The sequence below is a fragment of the Lentibacter sp. genome, assembly GCF_965658795.1.
Classification (GTDB): Bacteria; Pseudomonadota; Alphaproteobacteria; order Rhodobacterales; family Rhodobacteraceae; genus Lentibacter.
This window is the reverse complement of the sequence record NZ_CBFHTG010000005.1, coordinates 60,580-82,577: the sequence shown is the minus strand read 5'-3', so window position 1 is coordinate 82,577 and position 21,998 is coordinate 60,580. Positions and strand designations below refer to the sequence as shown.

The following is a 21,998-nucleotide window of genomic DNA, read 5'->3' as shown; positions in this document are numbered from 1 at the left end:
CGCTAAACCCTGTAAAAGCCTTGAAACAATCTTGTTGCTTTTACGCTATACGTTACTTAACAATTCGTGATCACTTGGGAGGTGTAACGCTTTATGGATTTCTACGGATACTTCCGCAGCTCAAGTTCCTATCGCTGCCGTATTGCCTTCAACCTGAAAGGCATCGACTACAGCTTTAAGCCTGTGCACCTGAAAAATGGCGCACAGCATGAGCCAGCCTTCAAAGCGCTCAACCCCCAAGGCCTCTTGCCCGCTCTGGTGACAGATGAAGGCGATGTGCTGATCCAGTCTCTCGCCATTCTCGAATGGCTTGACGAGACCCACCCGACACCGCCGCTTCTATCATCTGATCCGCTCACACGCGCCCGCGAACGCGGCTTTGCGCAGGTCATCGCCTGCGAGATCCACCCGCTGCAAAACCTGCGGATCCTGAAGTATCTCACAGGTGATCTGGGCGTTGACGAAGCCGCCAAAGACGCGTGGCTCACCCGCTGGCTGCGCGACGGCCTCAAAGCCTGCGAAGACCTCCTCGCACAGCGCAGCACACACACAGAATTCTGCTATGGCGATACACCGGGCCTCGCCGATATCTGCCTTGTGCCACAGGTCTTTTCCGCTGAGCGCTTCGGCATCCGCTACGATGACCTGCCTCATGTTTCTGCCGTTTATGCAGCCTGTCAAAAGCTATCAGCATTTGACAACGCTGCCCCGAAGAACCAGCCTGATTTCGAAGCCTAACGCTCAGCAATCAGGCAAAAACCAGACGTGTAAAAAGGGAGAAAACACATGTCACTTATGAAAAAAGCCATCAGAGGCCTCGCACTTGCGACCGCCCTCACCGCCACAGGCATGGCCGCAAATGCGCAAGACGTTACACTCAAGCTGCACCAGTTCCTGCCCCAGCAGGCCAACGTGCCAAAATATATCCTCGATCCATGGATCGAGCGCGTTCAGGAAGCCTCGGGCGGCGCTCTCCAGATCAACCACTTCCCCTCCATGCAGCTCGGCGGCAAGCCACCAGAGCTGATCGGCCAAGTGCAAGACGGCGTGGCCGACATCGCCTGGACAGTGCTGGGCTACACCCCGGGCCGTTTCCCGCAAGCCGAAGCATTTGAGCTGCCCTTCATGATGAACAACGCCGAAGCCACCTCGCGCGCGTTCTGGGAATACGCCGAAGCCAACATGTTTGACAGCGACTTGAAAGATTTCAAAATCCTCGGTCTCTGGGTCCACGGCCCCGGCCTCATCCACTCCAAAGAGCCGATCACAGATGTGGCCGACCTCAACGGCGTGAAGCTGCGCGCACCCACACGTATCATCAACAAAATGGTGTCAGACCTTGGCGCAACACCCGTGGGTATGCCTGTACCCGCCGTGCCTGAGGCGCTCTCGAAAGGCGTGATCGACGCTGCCGTGATTCCATGGGAAGTGACAGCCGCGCTGAAAGTGCCAGAGCTTGTCAGCAACCACACCGAGTTTGGCAACGAGTCGCTTTACACAACAGCCTTTGTTCTGGTCATGAACAAACAGAAGTACGAAAGCCTCTCTGACGAGATGAAAGCCGCCATCGACGGCCAGTCCGGCGCTGATTTTTCTGCGCTCGCAGGCAAGACACAAGCCGAAGGCGACATCCCTGCGCGTAAGCTCGCAGCCGAGGCCGGTAACAACATCATCACTCTGACAGATGCCCAAGTCGCCGAGTGGAAAGCCGCCGCAAGCGGTGTAGAAGCCGGCTGGGTCGAAGAGATGAATGGCAAAGGCTTTGACGGCCAGGCCTTGCTTGACCAAGCCAAAGATCTGATCAAGAAAAACGGTATGTAAGCCTCACAAAGCTTTCACTCCCGAGCCGCGGCAACCCAGCGTTGCCGCGGTTTTTTTGTAGGGTGTCACAAGCATGAGCCATAGGATAAACTGGCTAAAAACAGGGTAAGCCATGTTCCCTTGTTGGTCACAGTTGGCGAACTGGGCTTTGCCCTGCCGCCCACATACGAGGCCATGCTTCGTCTTGAAACACGCGACCCCGAGGAGCAGCGCCAAGTCTACTACAGTCGCCACCGCGACCAGAAATCTGACTTACGCCACCTCTGCAACCTTAGCGACGGCGGCAGTGAAACGATCATCGCCACAGAGCTTTGGACCGCAAAAAACGGTTCCATCAAGAGCACAGGCGCCCTGTTGGGCAACCCCAAAATCATGATCTTGCGCGACTCTCACTTTACCCGCGAGATGTATGGCGGGGCCCATTTCGACGTCCACAACCTTGCCAAAATCGCCGATCTTGAAGGCGCTATCACACGCGGTGACGCAGACAACGGAGCGCTCTGCCGCGACAGAACCACCACGCGCTACTGCACGATATGGAAGCGCCTGTCCCCCACCGTAAGGATCAAAGCAACACTTGAGCCCCTCGATGCACACTCCGACGCAGACGCCTTGGCTCGGCTCAACCGCACAATTGATGATTTTCTTGCCTAGACCGCGCTTTAAAGCGCCCGCATCCAGACTTGCAGCCGCTTGAGGCTCTCCGCCTCCTCACCAATATCGCGCCAGCCAAACTGCGCCGTGATCCCGTCAAGCGGCGCATAGCCCCGCGCGCGCCAAAAGGCATCAAGCGGGCGGTAGCCCTCAGGCTTCATCGGATGATCCTCAGGGCGCAACACAGCGCAAAACGCCGCGTGATCAAAGCCCAAGCGGCGCGCATGAGACTCGCGATACTCAAAAAAGGCATGGCCAATCCCCTGCCCGCGATACTCTGGCAAAAGCACAGATTCAGCGCAGTAGAATACATCCTCAAGCGCTATCCCCGTGCCCTCAAAAGCCACGGCAAAGTCATCGGCATGGGCCGCCAAAGGCATCCCCGTGGCCGCGCCCACAAGCTCAGCGCCCTCAAAAGCGCCCACGACAATAGCATCCTGCGCACGGTAAGGCTCCAGATAGCGCCGCTCATAAGCAAGGTCGCCATCATAAAGATAAGGATAGGCGGCAAACACCTCGATCCGCAGCCGCGCGACATCGTCCAGCGCAGCGGCCAGCGTGTCCCCTGTGAGGGCACGCAGCTCCATATCAGCGGCTCACTTGCGCCACCCAATCGGCGAGGTTGTAATAGGTCACAACGCGGGTGATCTTTCCGCCCTCAAGGCTAAAGAACGAGCCCGCAGGCAAGCGGTAGGTCTGGCCCTTGGCCTCAGGCAGGCCCGCATCTGTCGCCAAATAGGTGCCGTTGACGATATATTCCGCCGCCGCCCGCGTGCCACCTTCGGCCTCAAAGATCACCATATCGGTCAGCTCTTCGCCATAGCAGCGGCTCATATGCGCGCAAAACTCGGCAAAAAGAGCCTTGCCCACACGCACTTTTCCTTCGTTGACATGGTGGGCCACATCCTCGGCCAGACAGGCCAGCATCGCGTCGGTGTCGCCCGCATTAAAGGCGGCAAAATAGGTTTCAACAGCTGTGCTCATGCTCACTCCTCAGGCTCGCCCCAATGGCTTTTGATCTGTGCAATAATCTGGTCGCGCGCCTCGCGGTAAGCCTCAAGCTTGGCCGCGCGCGTTTCGCCCTTGGCCGAAGGGTCGCCAATCGGCCAATACTCAAGCTCGGTGTGAAAGCCGCGTGTCAGCTCCTCGGCCAGATCGCGGCTCAAAGGCGACAGCGCCACCACCACATCAAAGGAAGACAAGACCTCGCCCATGCGCTCCATCTCGTCAAAGCTGCGCGAGCGGTGGCGCGACAGCTCCACACCCAGCTCTTCGCAAACAGCCACGCTGAACCCGTCAATCTCAAGGTCGTTCTTCACACCCGCCGACTGCACATATGTGCCCATGCCGTAAAAGCGCTTCATCAGCCCTTCTGCCATGGGCGAGCGCACGGCGTTATGATCACAACAAAACAAGACCGATTGGGGAAGCGATTTTACCAAGTCTCAGCCCCCGAAATGCAAAACACAAACAAGGGTAAACAGGCGGCGCGCCGTATCGTTGTCCACCTCGGCCTTGCCCTCAAGCCGCTCGGCCAGAATGCGCGCGCCCTCGTTGTGGATCCCCCGCCGCGCCATATCGATCGTCTCGATCTGGCTGGGAGGCATGTTCTTCACAGCGTCAAAATAGCTCTCACAGATCTGCCAGTAATCTTTCACAACCTGACGAAAAGGCGAAAGCGAAAGGTGGAACTCCGCCGCCTTGTCTTCAGCCTCGGTGAGCACGTCAAAGACAAGCCGCTTCTCGCGGATCGACAGGCCCACACGGTATGGCCCCTCAGGCACAGCCCGTTCGTCCCGCTTGGGAAGCGTAAAGACGTTGTCTTCCAACAAGTCATAAATCGCAACCTTGCGCTCCTGCTCGATCTCCGGCGTCGGCGGCGGGAGGTTGCTGTCATCCAGCTCGATATGAGAAATACGCGACATCATCTTTTGCCTTCTTACCTTCAGCGCAGGCGCGATAGCCTGCCCAGTCCGTCAAACCCTAGCGCGCCACCCGCCAAATGCAACGGCAACCGCACTCAAAGCTCGTTCAAATGGTTGAGCCGCGCCCGCACGCTCAATCCGTGGGCTTCAAGGCTCTCAGCAATGGCAAGCGTCTCTGCCGCCGGCCCAATCGCGCGCAGGGCTGCGGGTGTCATCTTGGCCATGGTTGTGCGCTTCACAAAGTCCATCACCGACAGGCCCGAAGAGAACCGCGCAGAGCGCGCTGTCGGCAAAACATGGTTCGGCCCGCCGATATAGTCGCCAATCGCCTCAGGCGTCCAAGCCCCAAGAAAGATCGCCCCCGCATGGGTGATCTTTTCCGCCAGCGCATCAGGGTCGGCCACACAGAGCTCCAAGTGCTCGGGCGCCATGCGGTTTGACAGCTCGGCCGCAACATCCAAGTCAGGCACAACGATAACAGCGCCAAAGTCGCGCCAGCTTTTCGCAGCAATATCGCGGCGCTCCAGCGTCAGCAAATGCCGCTCGATCGCGGCCTCGACAGCCTTGGCCATCGCCTTATCCGTCGTAACCAGAACCGACTGCGCGCTTTCGTCATGCTCCGCTTGGCTGAGCATATCCAGCGCCAGCCAGTCAGGGTCGTTATCTCCGTCCGCAATCACAAGGATCTCGCTTGGCCCCGCGATCATATCAATCCCGACCTTGCCAAAAACCCGCCGCTTGGCCGCCGCCACAAAGGCGTTTCCCGGCCCGGTGATCTTGTCCACGGGCGCAATCGTCTCGGTGCCATAGGCCAGCGCGGCCACGGCCTGCGCTCCGCCGATGCGGTAAATCTCGTCAACCCCCGCCAGCTGCGCCGCCAGAAGCACAAGCGGGTTGGCCACACCATCAGGTGTCGGCACCGTAATCGCCAGCCGCGCAACACCGGCCACCTTCGCAGGAATCGCATTCATCAAAACAGACGACGGATAGGACGCCAGCCCACCGGGCACATAGAGACCCGCCGCGCTCACAGGCCCCCAGCGCCAGCCCAGCGTGGCGCCGCTCTCGTCCGTCCAGCTCGCATCTTCAGGCATCTGGCGCGCGTGATAGGCGCGGATGCGCTCTGCTGCCAGCTCAAGCGCCGCGCGCTCGTGCTGCGGCACATCTGCCACCAGCGCAGCAATCTCCTCCGGCGAAAAGCGCAGCGTTTCAGGCGTCAGTGTCACGCGGTCAAACCGCTCTGTCAGTTCGATCACAGCCGCATCGCCGCGCGCGCGCACATCAGCAATGATCTCGGCCACAGTGGCGTCCACATCGGGGCTGTCTTCACGCTTGGCGCCCAAGAGCGCCACAAAAGCAGCTTCAAAATCAGTATCGGTGGCGTCCAGAAATTGCGGCATGACGGTATCCTTTCAAGGCTTGGCCCGTCTTAACGCCGCACAGGCCCGCCCTCAAGCCACAGATTGGTCGCAGCCGCGCAAGCAAGGCTTAGCCGTCGTGGTGCGGCGCTTTCCTGGACGGTGCTTTGTAAGGGCGTGTCACGTCTTTCAACGTCACATCAAGCGCCTCACACTCAAGCCGTATCGCCCCGTCGCCTGCCAGCGTAAGCACAAGTTTGCCCGCAGGCGCTTCGCCTGCCTCCCACTCGACCGTGAGCAGCGACAAGACCATGTCTTTGTCTTCACGGCTCACGCCCTGTGTGGCCACGCCCAGCACAGTATCAAACGCAAGCACAGCCTGCACCCGCTCGGGCGCGTGGCGGCCTGCGCCCTTATCTTCCCAGCGAAAGCGGTTGATCAGCAGCGCAAAGCGGCGCGCCTTGCGGTCATACTTCATCTCGGTGACGGGAAAGACAGCATCCTGCACAAGCGCCGAAATCACCTTGAGGTCGTCTGTATCCAGCGCCCCAAGGTTCAGCGGGCGCTCGGCCCCGTCTTCAAAGCTTGCATCCACGCTCATGGCGCTTTCACCCGCTCCACTTTCGCGCCGATGCCCGAAAGCTTGCGCACAACTTTCTCATAGCCACGGTCAAGGTGGTAGACACGGTTCACAACCGTCTCGCCCTCAGCCGCCATACCCGCAAGAATAAGCGAGACAGAGGCGCGCAGATCGGTCGCCATCACAGGCGCACCCTTCAGGCGCTTTACGCCCTTCACAGTCGCCGTGCCACCGTGCACCTCAATATCAGCCCCCATGCGCTCAAGCTCGGGCGCGTGCATGAAGCGGTTCTCAAAAATCTTCTCTTCCAAAACCGATGTGCCCTCGGCGGTGCACAAAAGCGCCATCATCTGCGCCTGCAAATCTGTCGGAAAGCCGGGGAAAGGCTCGGTTGTGACGTTCACAGCCTTGATCGGCCCACGCTTGCGCGCCACCTTGAGGCCAGAAGGCGTCTCTTCCACATCCACACCCGCCTCGTTGAGCTTGGCCACAAAGCTTTCGACAAGACTCAGCTTGCCCCCGAGGCACTCAACCTCGCCGCCGCAAATCGCAGGGGCGAGCATATAGGTGCCCAGCTCGATACGGTCGGTCACAACCTGATGGGTGGCCCCGCCAAGACGGTCAACACCCTGAATGGTGATGGTGCTCGTGCCGTCGCCGTCAATCTCTGCGCCCATCTTGCGCAGACAATCCGCCAGATCGACAATCTCGGGCTCGCGCGCCGCGTTGTTGATCACGGTTGTGCCCTTGGCCAGCGTCGCCGCCATCATGATGTTTTCGGTCGCGCCAACAGAAGCAAACGGGAAGTCGATGACAGCGCCCTTGAGGCGGCCACCACTGGCCTTGGCGTGCAAATAGCCTTCCTTGAGCTCGATCTCGGCCCCCATCTTCTCCAAACCATCGGTGTGGATATCCATGGGCCGCGCGCCAATCGCGCAGCCGCCCGGAAGCGACACCACGGCATGGCCCTCGCGCGCCAGCAGCGGCCCCAGCACAAGGTTGGAGGCGCGCATCTTGCGCACAATGTCATATTCGGCGCGCGTGTTGATCTCGCCGTGGCACGACATGGCAATCACCTGCCCGTCAGACAGCGCAGAAATCTCGGCCCCAAGGCTCTCCAGAAGCTGCGTCATGGTGCGAATGTCGCTCAGGCGCGGCGCGTTGGTCAGCGTCAGCGGCTCTTCGCTCAAAAGCGTGGCCGGCATCAAGGCCAGACACGCGTTCTTGGCCCCCGCAATCGGAATCTGGCCGCTCACAGGGCCACTGCCCGTTACGATAATCTGGTCCATCTGCTCTACCCTTTATCTTTCGCTGTCTCAGCACCGACACTCTTTACACCCGAGCGCGCCTTAGCCTGCGCCTTGCGACGCGCCATATTGGCCTTCAAAGCGGCCTTCAAGCGGTCTTCACGTGCGGTTTCACCCTTGGTATTCGGTTTTGTTTTTTTCGGCTCCATGAAAGCCTCTTATAACGCTGTGCCCATCGCGTCCAGATTGGCCTTGCGCGAAAGCTGATTTGGGTCTAATCACCCGCCACATCGTTGCTGCAGTAGCTCAGTGGTAGAGCGCGTCATTGGTAATGACGAGGTCGGGAGTTCAATCCTCCCCTGCAGCACCAGATATCCTCAAAATCCAGACCATCAGGGGCAAACACAGCTTTGCCCTAAATTATGCGCATTTGCTTGCTATGGCCTGCCTCAGGCAGCAAGAGGCAGCGCAAGATGGATCTCCTGAAATACAGCTTCATACTCGCGATCAGAGCGATTCCACATCTGATCGTTTCCAAGTTCGTGCTGGAAATCCGCTACAGCATCTATGGCAGCCTTGCCATGTTGCTCGCGCTTGGCGCAGTGGTTCTCTCGCCTATGTTCGTTGTGTTCTTACCGCTCACCGCAGCCTTTATGACCACGTGTTTCACACTCACCAACCTGCATTCCATGCTCGGGTTTATCGGCAGCACAGGCAAGCTCAACCAAGAGTATCTGCGCGCCGAAATGCTCAAAATGAGCATGGTGCGCGGCGCTTTTTATATGCTGGCTTCGCTCCCTGTCGTGTTGATCCTGCTGGCCATTTACGGGCTTGAGCACTTCACCCTCTTTTTCACCTCGCCTTGGGAGTTCCTGCGCGCCGACCTCACCATGATGCTTGACCATCGTATCCCCTCGATCTTGCTCGCATCCTTTATCTATGTGCCGTTCTTCTTTGTTGTGGAGGTGCTTTTTGCCGTGCCCATGGCAGGCGCGGCCTACAGCATTGGGGAAACAGATCGCAGCTTCAACGGCTTCTGGGGCATCGGCTACAATTTCTGGCCCATCCTTGTGAGCCGGCTGACATACATAGCCCTCGTCACGTGCTTTACCGCGCTTGTGATAGAGGTCCTGATCCCCGAGGTCAGCCTCGCCTCACTCTGGCATTTTGCCCAGAGCTACCTGACAGGCACAGCGCCTGACAGCCTTGCCTACCCTCTGGCCGAGCCTGCGCTGGACTCTCCCGCCTCACAGCTCGCCGCGCTTGTTCTGATCGTATTCAGTGGCTACCTCTCCCAGCCGCTCTGGCTGGCGACAAGCGTGCTGTCGTTCCGCCGGAAGCTGGAAGAAGAGACCGAGGCCGAAGCGCTGGCCCGCCCAAGCCCCGAAGACGTGGCGGCAGCCCGCGCCGCCGAGGCCGCGCACGCGCGCGTCAGCACCGTTTCGCTCCGCAAAGCGCGTATGCCCGCGCGTTGGCAGGCCTAGAGCCTCAAATCTGCGCGGCAAACTCCGCCAGCACAGCCTCATAGACGTCGCGCTTGAACGGCACGATATTGGCCACCAGCTCACCCGCAGGCAGCCAGCGCCACTCTGAAAATTCGGGGTGCTCGGTCGCGATGTTGATGTCCTCATCCACACCATGAAAGCGCATCAAAAACCACTTTTGCTCCTGCCCACGGTAGCGGCCCTTCCAGATTTCGGGCACCAGATCATGGGGCAGATCATAGGGCAGCCAGCCAGCGCTTTCGGCCTCTATTGTTACCTTGTCTGCGGTCACGCCCGTCTCTTCCCAAAGCTCTCTGAGCGCCGCCGCGCGCACCTCTTCGCCTGCGTCTACGCCACCTTGAGGCATCTGCCATGCGTCTTGGTCGCGGTCGCGCCGCTGGCCCACAAAAACATGGCCCGCGCCGTTTACAAGCATCACGCCCACACAGGGCCGATAGGGGAGTTTGGCAATTTCATCAGCCGTCATAGCAAGCCCTCACTTCAAGAAAAACAGAAGGGTCATCACCAGACCCACAGCCACAATCGCTCCACGCAAGAGCTTCATATTGGTAATCTTACGCGCATATGCCGCGCCAACATAGCCCCCCGCCGTGGTGGCCAGCGCAAGCACCAGCGCACTTTTCCAGGCAATCAACCCCGCCACAGCAAGCGCCGTGGCAGACACGATAGAGAGCAAGGCCGACATCAGGTTTTTCAGCCCGTTCATGCCGTGCAGGTTCTGAAAGCCCATCACCCCGAAGGCCGCAAGCAACATGATTCCGAGGCCGCCGTTGAAATAGCCGCCATAGACCGACACCACCATCAGCGCAGCACTGCCGCCCAGCGCGCCAAGGCCTTTGCCCTTGAGCATCTGCAATATCTTCGGCCCCGCCGCAAAAACGCCCGTGGCCAGCAAGAGCAGCCAAGGCACAAGGCCCACAAAAGCCGCCTCGCTCGTCACTGTCAGCAAGAGCGCGCCAATCAGCCCGCCCAGCGCCGCTATCGCCAGCATCCCGCGCAGGCTTACAGCCCCCTCAGCCGAGATATCACGGCGAAACGCCCAAGCGCTGCCCGCATAGCCCGGGATGGCGGTCAAAGTTGCCGTTGCATTGGCCATGATCGGCGGAACGCCAAGCCACACCAGAGCCGGAAACGAAATAAACGTGCCGCCCCCTGCCACAGCATTGAGCGCGCCCGCCGCAAAGCCAGCAGCGCATAGCACCAAAATTTCCAACATGTCCTGCTCCCTCTTCTTGCGCCCTTTCTGGCGCAAGGGCAGAGCCGCCACAAGAGGCGAGGCGCAGTCAGCCCCCTAACAGCGCCGCGTCAGCACAAGCGATGACAGCGCAGATGAAATCATGGCGCTCGCCCCGATCTTGTCATTGAGCGCCGTGAGGGCCGCCGGGTTTGGCACGCGGCAGCGCACCAATGCGTCAATCTCGCCCGAGAGCGACAGCACCTCCTCAACCCCCGCAAGCGAGGCCAGCCAGGCCAGCGCAGGCTCACAGGGCCGCGCGGCAATGCGCACGAACACAACCGCGCTGACAAGCCCCGCCGCCTCGGCGTTGTAGTCGGTCACATAGCCAGTGATCACGCCACTTTGCTCCAGCCGCCCCACACGGTCCTGCACGGCTGTGCGCGACAGGCCGATCTCGCGGCCAAGAGCCGCAAAGCTCAGCCGTGCATTGCGCGCCAATGCGGCCAATATCTTCTGGTCGGTATGATCCATGCCCATTCCCCCGTTTCGCAGCCCAATGGCGTCGGTCTGCAAGTGGTCGCGCTGTCGCGCCTGCTCTAGAATTTTTACATCACACAGGGAGAAGCTGACATGAAAAAAATATCCGCCCGCGACTTTACCGGCACAACCGCATGGGATGCCGTTCTGATCGAGCGCATAAAGGATGCGACAGTGCGCCTGCATTGGACAGATGCACCTTACAAATGGCACATCAACGATGGGCCCGAAGTCTTTGTCGTGCTCGATGGCACCGTCGATATGCATGTCCGCCGTGAGGGCCGCGAAGACGTGCTGCGCCTTACGGTGGGCGATATATTTCACGCCGCATGCGGCGATGAGCACGTCGCACACCCCGATGGCCCCGCGCGTGTGCTTGTCATCGAAACGGCAGGCAGCGTCTGAACGCGGCACACACGAAAAAGGGCCGCGCCCTCACAGGCACGGCCCTCTGCGTCACCCAAAGAGACGCTTACTTCTCTTGCGGCACGAGCGCTGAGAGCCCTTTGAGAATATCAATCGCATAGGCGAGTTGATAATCCTCGGCGCGCAGCTTGGCAGCGGCCAGTGCCTTTTCCTGATCTTTCTTGATCTGTTCGATCTCGTCTTCAGACAGGCTGTCGTTGCTGATGCTGCCGCGCAGGTCGGCTTCTGTGCGGGCGTTGAAGGCGGCTTCGTCTTCTTCTGCCTCAGCCTCCGGCTTGCGGCGCGGCTGCTCGACAACGATGTCAGGTGACACGCCCAGCGCCTGAATGGAGCGGCCCGATGGCGTATAATAGCGCGCTGTGGTGAGGCGCATCGCGCCCTCGCCCCGCAGCGGCATCACCGTCTGAACCGAGCCTTTGCCAAAGCTCTTTGTGCCAACCACAATCGCGCGGCGGTGGTCTTGCAACGCCCCCGCAACAATCTCGGACGCCGAAGCAGAGCCACCGTTGATCAAGACAACAACAGGCTTGCCACCCGTCAGATCACCGGGTGTGGCATTGTAGCGGTCGCCATCCTCGGGGTTGCGCCCGCGAGTTGAAACAATCTCGCCTGTCTCAAGGAAGGCATCCGAAACCGCAATCGCCTCGGTCAGCAAACCACCGGGGTTGTTGCGCAGATCAAGGATAAAGCCGTTGACGTTGTCCATGCCGCCCGCTTCTTCCACCTGCTCCTTGATCCCCGCCGCAAGGTTGGGCGAGGTCTGGCGGTTGAACGTGGTCACACGCAGCACAACACTTGTGCCCTCAATGCGCGAGCGCACCGCCGTCAGCTTGATCGTGTCGCGGATGATCGAAATTTCGAGAGGCTCGTCTTCGCCTTCGCGCGCCACGGTGATGACAATCTCGCTGCCCACAGGGCCGCGCATCATCTCGACCGCCTCATCCAGCGTCAGGCCCAACAGGCTCTCGCCATCAACATGGGTGATAAAGTCGCCCGCTTCCACGCCCGCCTCATCAGCCGGGGTGCCATCCATCGGCGAGACGACTTTTACAAAGCCCTCTTCCTGCGTCACTTCAATACCAAGGCCGCCAAACTCGCCGCTGGTTTGCACTTTCATGCCCTCGGCATCTTTGGGGCTCAGGTAGCTGGAGTGCGGGTCAAGCGAAGTCAGCATCCCGTTGATCGCAGCTTCAATCAGCTCACCCTCGTCGACTTCTTCAACATATTGCGCGCGAATGCGCTCGAAGATGTCACCAAAGAGATCAAGCTGTTGGTACACATTGGTTGTCTTGGCAGATTCTTGAGCCAGCAACGGTGCGGCCACCTGCGTGGTGATAATCACGCCTGCAAGCGTTCCAGTCGCGGCTGCCATGAGGAATTTCTTCATGTCTCACTCTTCCCTATCTGTGCGAAACCAGCTTTCAGGATTCACGGGTTCATTATCTTCTCTTACTTCCAAATACAGCGATTGTGAAAGGTCACTTCCCGTTCCATCACCGACTTGTGTCAATATTTCGCCAACAGCGGCGTCTTTTCCGCCCATCAGGCCCAAAGGCGCGCCCTCGGCAATCACTTCACCCGTGCGCCCGTAAACCACATCAAGCCCCGCAAAGATGATGAGCAAGCCCGCCTTGGGCTCCAGGATCATCACATTGCCAAAGTCCAGCAGCGGCCCCTGGTAGCGGATCGTGGCCGCCATCGGCGCGCTCACCAGCGCGCGTGGCCGCGTCGCCACAAGGATACCCGCACGCGTGATCCCAGCGGCATCCGCCTCGCCCGCGCGGCGCAAAAGCCGCCCCGCCACAGGCAAAGGCAGCGCCCCCTTGCGCGCCGCGATATCTGCGCTGGCACTTGCCTCAAGAGGCCCACCGCTGATCTCGCCCAACCCTTCGGCAAAGGCCGCGAGCGTATCGGTCGTGGCAATGAGCAGCGCTGTCTTCACAGGGTCTTCGCTAAACTTGCGCGGCAGGTCGACACGGTCGCCAATCGCCTGGCTCAGCGCGGTGCGCGCCTCCTGCACGCCTGTCAGCCCGTCTTGCAGCGTGGCCTCGGCCCCCGCCTGAAGCTGGCGCAGCGTGCTCACCTCAAGCAAGGTCTCGCGCAAGCTGTCTGCCTGAGCGTTCAACGCAGGGGTCATCTGGCTCACAATCATCCCCGCGCGCGCCGTGCCCAGCGCGCCCTCGGGGTGCAAAAACAAGCTCGGCGAGCCAACCCGCCCCCGCGCCTGCAACACAGTCAAAAGCGCGGCGATCTCCTGCTCCTGCCCGGCCAGTTTAAGCGTCAGCGCACGCTCGCGGATCACCGCGCGGCGCAGCCCCGCGCGCACAGCGCTCAGCCCTGCCTCATAGGCCTTAACCGTCTCGCTCAAAGCCGCCACACGCGCCCGCCCGCCCTTGGCGGCCTCAAGCAGGCCTTGAGCGGCGCGCAGCTCGTCCAGGGCAGCCGCAGCCGCTTCGGCGGGGCTCGCCTCTTGTGCTTGCGCCCCCAACGGCAGCGCCAGCATCAGAGCCAGAAGCGCCACACCTATCTTCATGTGATCAGACTTTCGCCAGTCATTTCCTCGGGCTGCGGCAGGCCCATCAGCTCAAGCAAGGTCGGCGCAAGGTCACTCAGCCGCCCTTCGCGCAAAGCCGCGCCCTCAGGCCCGCCCACAAGCACAACAGGCACAGGGTTCACCGTATGGGCCGTATGCGCGCCGCCACTCACAGGGTCGGTCATCATTTCACAATTGCCATGATCTGCCGTGACAATCATCGCGCCTCCCGCCGCCTCAAGCGCCGCCAGCACACGGCCAAGCCCTTGGTCCACCGCCTCACAGGCCTTGATAGCGGCCTTCAGATCGCCCGTGTGGCCGACCATATCGGGGTTGGCGTAATTGGTCACAATAAGGTCATAGCCCTCTTCAATCGCCCCGACAAAAGCGTCGGTCACTTCGCCGGCGCTCATCTCGGGCTGCAAATCATAGGTCGCCACCTTGGGGCTCTGCGCCATATAGCGTTGCTCGCCCTCTTCAGGCTCTTCCTTGCCACCGTTGAGGAAGAAGGTGACATGCGGATACTTTTCGGTCTCCGCCAGACGGAACTGGCGCAAGCCTTGCTTGGCCACCCACTCGCCCAGCGTGTTCACAATCACCCGTGAGGGAAACACCGTGTCCATATAGGCCTCATGGGCCTCAGAATATTCAACCATCCCCAGCATGGCCAGCTTGGGCCGCGCGCCCACATCAAAGCTGTCAAACCCGGGCTGCGCCATGGCAGCGAGGATCTCGCGCGCACGGTCGGCACGGAAGTTGAGACAGAAGACACCGTCCCCCTCCTGCATCCCGCCATAGCCCCCCAAAACCGTGGCCGAGATAAACTCGTCGGTTTCACTGCGGTTGTAGGCGTTGGAAATCGCGCCATGCGCATCGGCCGCTTTATAGCCGCTCTGGCCCAGAACCATCGCGTCATAAGCCTCTTTCACGCGCTCCCAGCGGTTGTCCCGATCCAGCGCAAAGTAGCGCCCCGTGAGGGTCGCAATGCGCGCATTGGCAGGCAAGGCTTCGGTCAGAGCCGCAAAATAGCCATAGGCCGACTTGGGCGCCACATCGCGCCCATCCGCAATCGCATGAATGGCCACAGGCACACCTGCCGCCGCAATCGCATTGATCGAGGCAATCATATGCACAAGCGAGCCGTGCACACCGCCATCCGACACCAGCCCGACAATATGCGCCGTGCCGCCCGTCTCTTTCAACTTGGCAATAAACGCCTTCAGCCGCGCATTTTCAAAATAGCTGCCATCCTCGATGGCCAGATCAATCTGCCCAAGGTCCATCGCCACAACGCGCCCCGCGCCGATATTGGTGTGGCCCACCTCGGAGTTGCCCATTTGCCCGCTGGGCAAACCCACATCAGGGCCATGGGTTGTGAGAAAATTAGAGGGGCAATGGGCCATGATCCGGTCAAAATTGGGGGTCGTGGCCAGCAAGGGCGCATTGGCGGCGCGCAGCTCGGAATGCCCCCACCCGTCAAGAATACATAAAACAACCGGTTTTGCTCTGCTCATGGCCACATCCTCTTTGCACCAGCGTTTACGCCCCTTGCCCGCGCGGGGCAACACCTGCGCACTCAAACGCGATGATAAGGCGCGCCTGCCAGAATAGAGGCCGCGCGGTAAAGCTGCTCTGTGAGCATCACCCGCACAAGCATATGCGGCCATACCATCTTGCCAAAGCTGACAGAGTGCACAGCCCGCGCCCGCAACGCAGGCGCAATGCCGTCAGCCCCGCCAATCACAAAGGCCACATCCTGCGCCCCCGTGTCGCGCCAGCCCGCCAGACGGGCGGCAAAGTCAGGCGAGCTTTCCACGCGCCCGCGTTCGTCAAGGCAGACAAGCACAGCGCCCTTGGGCAAGGCCCGCTCCAGAAGCTGCGCCTCGGCCTCCATGCCGCCACCCTTCTTGTCTTCCACCTCAACAAGCGAAAGGGCGGTGAGCCCCAGCCCCCGCCCTGTGCGCTCAAAGCGCTGCACATAATCATCAATCAGCGCCTTTTCAGGCCCGCCCCTCAGGCGGCCCACGGCGCAGATGGTCAGCCGCATATCAGGCCTTATCTGCCTCAGGCGTCAGCCACATTTTCTCAAGCTGGTAAAACTCGCGCACTTCGGGACGGAAGACATGAACGATGATATCGCCCGTATCCACCAAAACCCAGTCGCCCGTGTTCTTGCCTTCAATCTTGGAGGCACGACCGTAATCGACCTTCAGATGCTCGGCGAGCTTTTCAGAAAGCGCTCCGACCTGACGCGATGAGCGCCCGGAGCAGACAACCATATAGTCGCCAATAGATGTCTTCCCGCGCAGATCGATCTGCACGACATCTTCAGCTTTGTTGTCGTCTAGTGATTTGAGAATGATAGCGAGCAGCTCCGAGCTGCTCAGCACTTTGGCCTTTGCTTGGGCCGCATCCGCCGCGCCTTTGGCCGCAACAACGTTTGGTGACAGGACGAAGTCCCTCCTTCTTACACATCTGAAAGCCCCGATGCCGAGCATGGCTCAAGCGTAACACCCATAAGGTAAATGCTCAATGACAGCTTCTCGCACCCGCGAAAATATGCGAACCATGCTTAACCACGCTGCTCTGGAGACTTCAATGCGTTTCGGTCCTGTTGTTTGCGCCCTGTTTTGCGCCGCTCTGCCTTTTGCCCCCCTTTCAGCGCAAGACGCCACCACCACCATAGCGGCAAACCCGCCCGCATGGGCCGCAGGCCAGACAGGCGCAACCGCCTTTGCCGCCGCCAAAGGCTCCCAAGGCGTCATGGCAACGCTCGCCTTTGAAAAAGGCAAAAGCGGTGCCGAACTGGTTGTCTCGGGCCTCTGGGAGACAACCCCGCTCACCCTGCGCCTCTGGGTTGCCTACACGGGCGCGCGCGCCGTCCCGCTTGACACCTACCGCTTTGCCGAGCTGACAGAGCTGGGCGGCCAGACCGCCTATAAGCTCACCCTGCCGCCGAGCGCCCTGCGCACGCTCAAAGGCGGCGACACGCTGGTGATCGAAGATCTCACCACCCGCGCCGAAATCCCGCTCACAGGCTCCTCCAAAGCCATCGCCGCAGCCGAAGCCGCCGCAGGGCTCTAGGCCGCAACGGAACGTTGGACATCCTCGCCAGAGTGGTATCATGGTGCCGCGAACAGGAGAGGAAACCAAATGGCACTTACAGCAATCATCGAGGCCCATGGCGGGCCAGAGCAATTCAAACTGGTCGACCTGCCCGTGGGCGAACCGGGCGCAGGCGAAGTGCGTATCGCACATAAAGCCGTCGGCCTGAACTTCATCGACGTTTACCAGCGCACGGGCCTTTACCCCATGCAGCTTCCCCATGCGATGGGCATGGAAGCCGCAGGCATCATCGAGGCTGTGGGCGAAGGTGTTACACACCTCAAAGTCGGCGACCGCGCCGCCTATGCCTGCCAGCCCCCCGGCGCCTACACCCAAGCGCGTGTCATGCCGGCCGCGCAGGTCTGCCCGCTGCCCGAAGGCATCTCTTTTGAAGAAGGGGCCGCCATGATGCTCAAAGGCCTCACGGTCGAGTATCTCTTTCACCGCACAACGCCCCTCAAAGCTGGCGATACCGTCTTGTTCCATGCCGCCGCTGGCGGTGTTGGCTTGCTGGCCTGCCAATGGGCGCGCTCCGAAGGCATCACCCTGATCGGCACCGCTGGCACCGACGAGAAATGCCAGCTCGCCAAAGACCACGGCGCAACCCACTGCCTCAACTACCGCAGCGGCGACTGGGCCGCACAGGTGCAAGAGCTGACAGGTGGCAAAGGCGTGGACGTGGTCATGGACGCCGTCGGCAACGACACCTTTGAAGGCTCGCTTGACTCGCTCAAACCCCTCGGCATGATGATCTCCTTTGGCAACGCCTCAGGCCCCGTGCCGCCGTTTGATGTGGGCTTGCTGGGCAAAAAAGGCTCGCTCAAAATCACCCGCCCGACGCTCTTCACCCACATCGGAGAGCACGAGACCTGTCAGGCCATGGCCCGCCACCTCGCCGAAAAGGTGCTGTCAGGCGATGTCAAAATAAACATCGGCCAGCGCTTTGCCCTCGGCGATGTCGCCAAAGCCCACGAAGCGCTGGAAGCCCGCCAAACGACAGGCTCCACCGTTCTGGAAATCTGAGGTCACACCTCAAACCACCCCGTGACCCACCAAGGCCGCCCGCACCCATTTTGCAGGCGGCCTTTTTCTATGAAGATGCCACAAGCAGATCACCCGATATAGAAACTTGCTTGATGCAAACCGTCAGCTGTCGAGTGTCGCGTTGATAAATGGAATGAGTTGAGTTTCCTCTAGCGGTGAGTGTCCACGGCGACTTTCATCCAAATTTCTATATTCTTCGATAACCAATTTTTTGATCATTCGCCCATTACTGTAATACCTATCTGACACAGCCTGTAAAAATATCCCAAGCTGTGTCCGGATGTGTTTCGTGTCTTTTACATTCATCAATAAAATGATTTTTTCAGGTGGGCTTTCAATCTCCCACCAGTGAAACACACTCTTAAATTCCTTAACCCCAGCATCTCTAAGAATGGTTTCATTAAAGCTGAAAGGAGACTTCAGCAGATCCACTTGCGGAATATCTGCTATAATAGTTGCTTCCCTGATCAACTCAGCCATTGCAAGGGCAAAGAACCCACCTGCAGACGCTCCATAAATGCAAACATTTTCATTCTGTACTTCTAGGCGATTTGCCAGCCTTAAAATAAATTCATTGGCAAGTTCAATTGCCCCAGGAAGCTGCCACCAGCCCCCTCGTATTCCCCGCTTCAAATATAAGGTTGGATCGTTGAATGTAACGAATGACCCATCAAAATAACTGTGCCATTTGGTCCTATAAAAGTATGGCAGCTCAGACCTGTTTTTTGTTAGGGCATCTTGTCCAAATACAAAAAGCTTATTCCGGTCTCGAAGAAACACAAAGACATCCAGACAAACGTCTCCTCTCACTACTCGACACCAGACAGGTTGATTGTAAGGAATTTGGATATTTTCCAAATCTATCTCAATACGCGTTATTGTGGATTCGAGCCTTTGTGTTTTGAACGGACCTGAGGAAAACGAACATTGTTCCATAAAAACTTCCATACTTATCTACTGTTAAAAGTTACGAACGAGAACGCCAATACCACCCTTGGTGAGTAGGTTAAGCGGAAAGCCATCACTTTTCAGCTTTCTACTCACTCGCGGCACCAAGGTCTATTGTCAACGTTAGGCGGCATATTTGTTTGGCCAAGGTGGCCAGAAAATGACCTGACCTTTTTCGGTTTCCACCCCAAATCTCTGACCACCACAATTTATATTGCAAGACGAGTAAAGAAATCAAAATAAACTTCTTCCGCACGCCGCGTTAACTTAATTTCGGTTAACCAAAGCCCCGTAGAGGCGGTGCACGCATGGTGCACGCCCGGTGCACGCATATCACCCCCCTCTTTTTGGAGCGCCAAAAAGCGTTAACCTCTTTGCACGGCCTCTAAACCCGCAGCAAAGGCACAGGTGATAGGCTCACCCCCATGGCTACTAATTCTTTGAAAACAGGCGCTTTTCGCAGGGGTTACTCAGCTGCCAGAGGCTTGGCCTCTTTGCGGCCAATCTCGCAGACCTCTGCCGTAACCGTCTTGAGCAAGCGGCGAAACGCCTCAAAGTTGCCATTCGGGCGTATCATCTGCTCGTTCATATAGATCGAGCGGTCAATTTCGATCTGGATCGCATGTTGCCCCCGCGACGGGCGGCCATAGGTCTGGCAAATATAAGCGCCTGCAAACGGCACGTTGCGCACGACATGCAGGCCTGCCGCTGTGAATGCAGCGTCCAGACGGTCGACAATCTCGGCGCTGGCTGACGCGCCGTGACGGTCCCCGATGACAATCTCGGGCCGCCGCACCAGCCCGCGCGCAGCCATGTCCATCGCTTCGTGCGGCATCGAGTGGCAGTCTATGAGAATCGCCTCGCCAAAAGCGGCGCGAGACTGGTCCAGAAGCTTGGCGAGCATCTGATGATAGGGCCGCCAGTAGATGTTGATACGGCGTTCGGCCTCGCTCACAGGCAGCTTGCCACGATAAATCGCGCGCCCGCCCGCCACCACCCGGGGCACCACGCCCAGCCCCGACGCCACGCGCGGGTTGTGCCCCCGTGCTGTCACGCCTTCAAACAAGGCGGGGTCCAGCTCGTCTGGGGCGCGGTTGAGGTCCACATAAGCGCGCGGCGCGCCCGCCGTCAAAAACGGCGCACCGCACTTTGGCGCATGGGAAAAGAGCTTGTCTACAAAGGCATCTTCCGATGTTCTGATGGTATGCGCATCCAGAATTGTCTTGCGCAGAAAGGTCCAGGGATAGTCCCGCCCGCTGTGCGGCGAGGCAAACACAACCGAGGTTGTGCGCCGTTCTGGGTGGATCAAATCATAGGCGACACGCGGCATTCTGGCTCCTGCTCTAAGGGCTGAGTATAGCTCAAAGAATTGAAGCGTCAAAAGCTCTTGATCATATCTGCGACTCCTTTTATAGACACGAGGCGCTGGCGCGGAATTCCGCGTCCCTTTTTGTTTAAGGGGACAAGAAAAACCAAGCCAGTTCGGGCGATTAGCTCAGTGGTAGAGCACTTCGTTGACATCGAAGGGGTCACAAGTTCGAACCTTGTATCGCCCACCATGAACGTTTCACCGCACAAGAGGCAACTCTTGCGCACCCGCTAAACCAAAGGCGCAAGGCCTGCGCCGCGACAAAGGAGATAACCTCATGAAGGTTAGAAACTCACTTCGCTCGCTCAAGAGCCGGCACCGTGATTGCCGCATCGTGCGCCGCAAGGGCCGCGTCTATGTGATCAACAAAACACAGCCGCGTTTCAAAGCCCGTCAGGGCTGAGCCAAGCGAAAGCTTGCAAAGCAAAAAGAGCCGCACCTGCAAAGGTGGCGGCTCTTTTCTTTTGCGCCCCATAAAAAAGCCAAGGCGCAAATACGCCTTGGCTCGTCAGGTTCAGTCGTAATTGCGGGCTCAGTCGTAGTTGCGCAGATCCTCGATAACCTTGCCATCGTTTGGCAAACTGCCCTTGGCCACAAGCTCGATATCGCCCTTCAGCTTCAGAACCTCAGCAACAGATTTGGCATAGGCCCCAGCGTCACCACCCTCGGCCTCGACCATCACAGTCATCGCATCCATCTCGCCTTTGCGCGTGGCAACAACACGGGCTTTCACAATCTCACCGTGCTTGGCCACAAAGGCCGCAACCTGCTCGGGGCGTACAAACATACCCTTGATCTTGGTCGTCTGGTCCGCGCGGCCCATCCAGCCCTTGATCCGCATATTGGTGCGCCCACAGGGGCTTTGCCCCTCCATCACAGCGCTCATGTCACCCGTCGCAAAGCGGATGAGCGGATAGTCGGGGTTGAGCGTGGTGACAACAACTTCACCCACCTCACCAACGGCCACAGGGTCGCCCGTGCCGGGGCGCACAATCTCAACGATTACGCCCTCATCCACGATCATTCCTTCCATCGCTGAAGTCTCATAGGCAATCGTGCCGAGATCTGCCGTGCCATAGCTCTGCAAGCACATAATACCACGGTCTTTATATTCCTGACGCAAGCTCGGAAACAAAGCCCCGCCGCCGACAGCCGCCTTGGTAAACTGGAGCTTCAGCCCCATCTCGTCCGCCTTATCCAGAATGATCTTGAGGTAGTCAGGCGTGCCCACATAGGCCGTGCAGCCAATGTCATGCGCCGCTTGCGCCTGTAGTTCGGTCTGGCCGACACCCGCAGGCAAAACAGCTGCACCAACAGCGCGCGCGCCACTCTCAAACATCATACCCGCCGGCGTGAGGTGGTAGGAAAAGCAGTTCTGCACAATATCGCCCGCGCCAATTCCTGCAGCGGCCATGAAGCGCCCTGCGCGCCACCAGTCGTGGCTCACATTTCCGGGCTCATAGATCGGTCCGGGGCTTTGGAAGATATGCGCAAAGCCCGCCGCATGTGTGGCGGTCAGCCCACCAAAGGGCGGCGCTTTTTTCTGTGCGGCACCAAGATCTGATTTGCGCAGCACAGGCAAAGCCGCCAAGGCCTCGACACTTGTAATCCGGCTGGCGTCAACGCCGTTCAGGCTTTTCCCGTAGCCGTCAAGCCTCTGCGCCAGCGCGATTTGCTGGGGCAAACGCTCGGCTATCTCTGCCGCGCGGGCGTCGGCAGACCGTGTTTCCAACTCATCAAAAAACTGGCTCATCGGTGAAACTTTCTCG

Annotated in this window: 27 protein-coding genes and 2 tRNA genes; 10 read left to right on the top strand and 19 right to left on the bottom strand. The window is 59.3% G+C overall.

Annotated features, from left to right (window positions below):
• The first annotated feature begins 93 nt into the window (after nt 1-93).
• The 3 genes from maiA (at nt 94) to ACTG3X_RS05300 (ending at nt 2,475) form a co-directional block, all read left to right on the top strand.
• Nucleotides 94-738: a maleylacetoacetate isomerase gene (maiA, locus tag ACTG3X_RS05310; RefSeq protein WP_439110202.1), complete on the top strand. Its 645-nt coding sequence runs from the start codon at nt 94-96 to the stop codon at nt 736-738.
• A gap of 48 nt (nt 739-786) precedes the next feature.
• A complete protein-coding gene (locus ACTG3X_RS05305; protein WP_439110201.1) occupies nt 787-1,821 on the top strand; it encodes a TRAP transporter substrate-binding protein in 1,035 nt (344 codons plus the stop codon).
• A 120-nt stretch (nt 1,822-1,941) separates the two neighbouring features.
• Nucleotides 1,942-2,475 (top strand): hypothetical protein, encoded by a 534-nt coding sequence (locus tag ACTG3X_RS05300; protein ID WP_439110200.1) that lies wholly within the window; start codon nt 1,942-1,944, stop codon nt 2,473-2,475.
• 8 nt (nt 2,476-2,483) lie between these two features.
• On the opposite strand, the gene ACTG3X_RS05295 is transcribed toward ACTG3X_RS05300, so the two are convergent.
• From ACTG3X_RS05295 to ACTG3X_RS05260, 8 genes are all read right to left on the bottom strand, one after another.
• The gene (locus ACTG3X_RS05295) at nt 2,484-3,062 is read right to left on the bottom strand and encodes a GNAT family N-acetyltransferase (protein ID WP_439110199.1); all 579 of its coding nucleotides are present in this window, start codon (nt 3,060-3,062) and stop codon (nt 2,484-2,486) included.
• A 1-nt stretch (nt 3,063) separates the two neighbouring features.
• The gene (locus tag ACTG3X_RS05290) at nt 3,064-3,459 is read right to left on the bottom strand and encodes a ketosteroid isomerase-related protein (protein ID WP_439110198.1); all 396 of its coding nucleotides are present in this window, start codon (nt 3,457-3,459) and stop codon (nt 3,064-3,066) included.
• Nucleotides 3,460-3,461: 2 nt separating this feature from the next.
• A complete protein-coding gene (locus ACTG3X_RS05285) occupies nt 3,462-3,854 on the bottom strand; it encodes a low molecular weight phosphatase family protein (protein ID WP_439110197.1) in 393 nt (130 codons plus the stop codon).
• A 66-nt stretch (nt 3,855-3,920) separates the two neighbouring features.
• Complete coding sequence (locus ACTG3X_RS05280; RefSeq protein WP_439110196.1) at nt 3,921-4,400, bottom strand: UPF0262 family protein; 480 nt, start codon at nt 4,398-4,400, stop codon at nt 3,921-3,923.
• A 95-nt stretch (nt 4,401-4,495) separates the two neighbouring features.
• A complete protein-coding gene (gene hisD / locus ACTG3X_RS05275; RefSeq protein WP_439110195.1) occupies nt 4,496-5,800 on the bottom strand; it encodes a histidinol dehydrogenase in 1,305 nt (434 codons plus the stop codon).
• Between the two features lie 88 nt (nt 5,801-5,888).
• Nucleotides 5,889-6,359, bottom strand: coding sequence for a DUF2948 family protein (locus tag ACTG3X_RS05270; RefSeq protein WP_439110194.1), 471 nt, complete (start codon nt 6,357-6,359; stop codon nt 5,889-5,891).
• Nucleotides 6,356-7,627, bottom strand: coding sequence for a UDP-N-acetylglucosamine 1-carboxyvinyltransferase (gene murA / locus ACTG3X_RS05265; RefSeq protein ID WP_439110193.1), 1,272 nt, complete (start codon nt 7,625-7,627; stop codon nt 6,356-6,358). The genes ACTG3X_RS05270 and murA overlap by 4 nt, the downstream gene beginning before the upstream one ends.
• Nucleotides 7,628-7,632: 5 nt before the next feature.
• Nucleotides 7,633-7,794 carry a hypothetical protein gene (locus ACTG3X_RS05260; protein ID WP_439110192.1) on the bottom strand — a complete coding sequence of 54 codons (162 nt, stop codon included), beginning with the start codon at nt 7,792-7,794 and terminating at the stop codon, nt 7,633-7,635.
• Between the two features lie 86 nt (nt 7,795-7,880).
• Here ACTG3X_RS05260 and ACTG3X_RS05255 point away from each other — a divergent pair.
• Nucleotides 7,881-7,955 (top strand) — tRNA-Thr (locus ACTG3X_RS05255).
• 103 nt (nt 7,956-8,058) lie between these two features.
• Complete coding sequence (locus ACTG3X_RS05250) at nt 8,059-9,069, top strand: hypothetical protein (RefSeq protein ID WP_439110191.1); 1,011 nt, start codon at nt 8,059-8,061, stop codon at nt 9,067-9,069.
• 4 nt (nt 9,070-9,073) lie between these two features.
• Here ACTG3X_RS05250 and ACTG3X_RS05245 read toward each other — a convergent pair whose 3' ends face one another.
• The 3 genes from ACTG3X_RS05245 to ACTG3X_RS05235 all read right to left on the bottom strand — a co-directional run bounded on the left by ACTG3X_RS05245 (nt 9,074) and on the right by ACTG3X_RS05235 (nt 10,798).
• Nucleotides 9,074-9,556 (bottom strand): RNA pyrophosphohydrolase, encoded by a 483-nt coding sequence (locus ACTG3X_RS05245; RefSeq protein WP_439110190.1) that lies wholly within the window; start codon nt 9,554-9,556, stop codon nt 9,074-9,076.
• 9 nt (nt 9,557-9,565) lie between these two features.
• The gene (locus ACTG3X_RS05240; RefSeq protein WP_439110189.1) at nt 9,566-10,306 is read right to left on the bottom strand and encodes a sulfite exporter TauE/SafE family protein; all 741 of its coding nucleotides are present in this window, start codon (nt 10,304-10,306) and stop codon (nt 9,566-9,568) included.
• Between the two features lie 75 nt (nt 10,307-10,381).
• Nucleotides 10,382-10,798: an Lrp/AsnC family transcriptional regulator gene (locus ACTG3X_RS05235; RefSeq protein ID WP_439110188.1), complete on the bottom strand. Its 417-nt coding sequence runs from the start codon at nt 10,796-10,798 to the stop codon at nt 10,382-10,384.
• 99 nt (nt 10,799-10,897) lie between these two features.
• Here ACTG3X_RS05235 and ACTG3X_RS05230 point away from each other — a divergent pair, with 99 nt between their 5' ends.
• The gene (locus ACTG3X_RS05230) at nt 10,898-11,209 is read left to right on the top strand and encodes a cupin domain-containing protein (protein ID WP_439110187.1); all 312 of its coding nucleotides are present in this window, start codon (nt 10,898-10,900) and stop codon (nt 11,207-11,209) included.
• A gap of 67 nt (nt 11,210-11,276) precedes the next feature.
• On the opposite strand, the gene ACTG3X_RS05225 is transcribed toward ACTG3X_RS05230, so the two are convergent.
• The 5 genes from ACTG3X_RS05225 to rsfS form a co-directional block, all read right to left on the bottom strand.
• The gene (locus ACTG3X_RS05225) at nt 11,277-12,617 is read right to left on the bottom strand and encodes a S41 family peptidase (protein WP_439110186.1); all 1,341 of its coding nucleotides are present in this window, start codon (nt 12,615-12,617) and stop codon (nt 11,277-11,279) included.
• A 3-nt stretch (nt 12,618-12,620) separates the two neighbouring features.
• The gene (locus ACTG3X_RS05220) at nt 12,621-13,763 is read right to left on the bottom strand and encodes a murein hydrolase activator EnvC family protein (protein ID WP_439110185.1); all 1,143 of its coding nucleotides are present in this window, start codon (nt 13,761-13,763) and stop codon (nt 12,621-12,623) included.
• On the bottom strand, nt 13,760-15,277 hold the full coding sequence (gene gpmI, locus ACTG3X_RS05215; RefSeq protein ID WP_439110184.1) for a 2,3-bisphosphoglycerate-independent phosphoglycerate mutase: 1,518 nt from the start codon (nt 15,275-15,277) through the stop codon (nt 13,760-13,762). Before gpmI ends, ACTG3X_RS05220 begins: the two co-directional genes overlap by 4 nt.
• Before the next feature lie 62 nt (nt 15,278-15,339).
• Nucleotides 15,340-15,810 carry a 23S rRNA (pseudouridine(1915)-N(3))-methyltransferase RlmH gene (gene rlmH, locus ACTG3X_RS05210; protein WP_439110183.1) on the bottom strand — a complete coding sequence of 157 codons (471 nt, stop codon included), beginning with the start codon at nt 15,808-15,810 and terminating at the stop codon, nt 15,340-15,342.
• A gap of 1 nt (nt 15,811) precedes the next feature.
• On the bottom strand, nt 15,812-16,261 hold the full coding sequence (gene rsfS, locus ACTG3X_RS05205; RefSeq protein WP_439110182.1) for a ribosome silencing factor: 450 nt from the start codon (nt 16,259-16,261) through the stop codon (nt 15,812-15,814).
• Between the two features lie 100 nt (nt 16,262-16,361).
• Here rsfS and ACTG3X_RS05200 point away from each other — a divergent pair, with 100 nt between their 5' ends.
• A complete protein-coding gene (locus tag ACTG3X_RS05200) occupies nt 16,362-16,847 on the top strand; it encodes a hypothetical protein (protein WP_439110181.1) in 486 nt (161 codons plus the stop codon).
• 69 nt (nt 16,848-16,916) lie between these two features.
• Nucleotides 16,917-17,891: a quinone oxidoreductase family protein gene (locus tag ACTG3X_RS05195; protein WP_439110180.1), complete on the top strand. Its 975-nt coding sequence runs from the start codon at nt 16,917-16,919 to the stop codon at nt 17,889-17,891.
• 123 nt (nt 17,892-18,014) lie between these two features.
• Here the strand turns inward: ACTG3X_RS05195 and ACTG3X_RS05190 are convergent, their stop codons facing one another.
• Nucleotides 18,015-18,860: a hypothetical protein gene (locus ACTG3X_RS05190; RefSeq protein ID WP_439110179.1), complete on the bottom strand. Its 846-nt coding sequence runs from the start codon at nt 18,858-18,860 to the stop codon at nt 18,015-18,017.
• A 466-nt stretch (nt 18,861-19,326) separates the two neighbouring features.
• The gene (locus ACTG3X_RS05185; protein WP_439110178.1) at nt 19,327-20,190 is read right to left on the bottom strand and encodes an N-formylglutamate amidohydrolase; all 864 of its coding nucleotides are present in this window, start codon (nt 20,188-20,190) and stop codon (nt 19,327-19,329) included.
• Nucleotides 20,191-20,344: 154 nt separating this feature from the next.
• Here ACTG3X_RS05185 and ACTG3X_RS05180 point away from each other — a divergent pair.
• Nucleotides 20,345-20,419 (top strand) — tRNA-Val (locus tag ACTG3X_RS05180).
• Between the two features lie 87 nt (nt 20,420-20,506).
• Complete coding sequence (gene ykgO, locus ACTG3X_RS05175) at nt 20,507-20,632, top strand: type B 50S ribosomal protein L36 (protein WP_085850311.1); 126 nt, start codon at nt 20,507-20,509, stop codon at nt 20,630-20,632.
• Between the two features lie 129 nt (nt 20,633-20,761).
• Here ykgO and ACTG3X_RS05170 read toward each other — a convergent pair whose 3' ends face one another.
• A complete protein-coding gene (locus tag ACTG3X_RS05170; protein WP_439110177.1) occupies nt 20,762-21,982 on the bottom strand; it encodes a phenylacetate--CoA ligase family protein in 1,221 nt (406 codons plus the stop codon).
• Between the last annotated feature and the right edge of the window lie 16 nt (nt 21,983-21,998).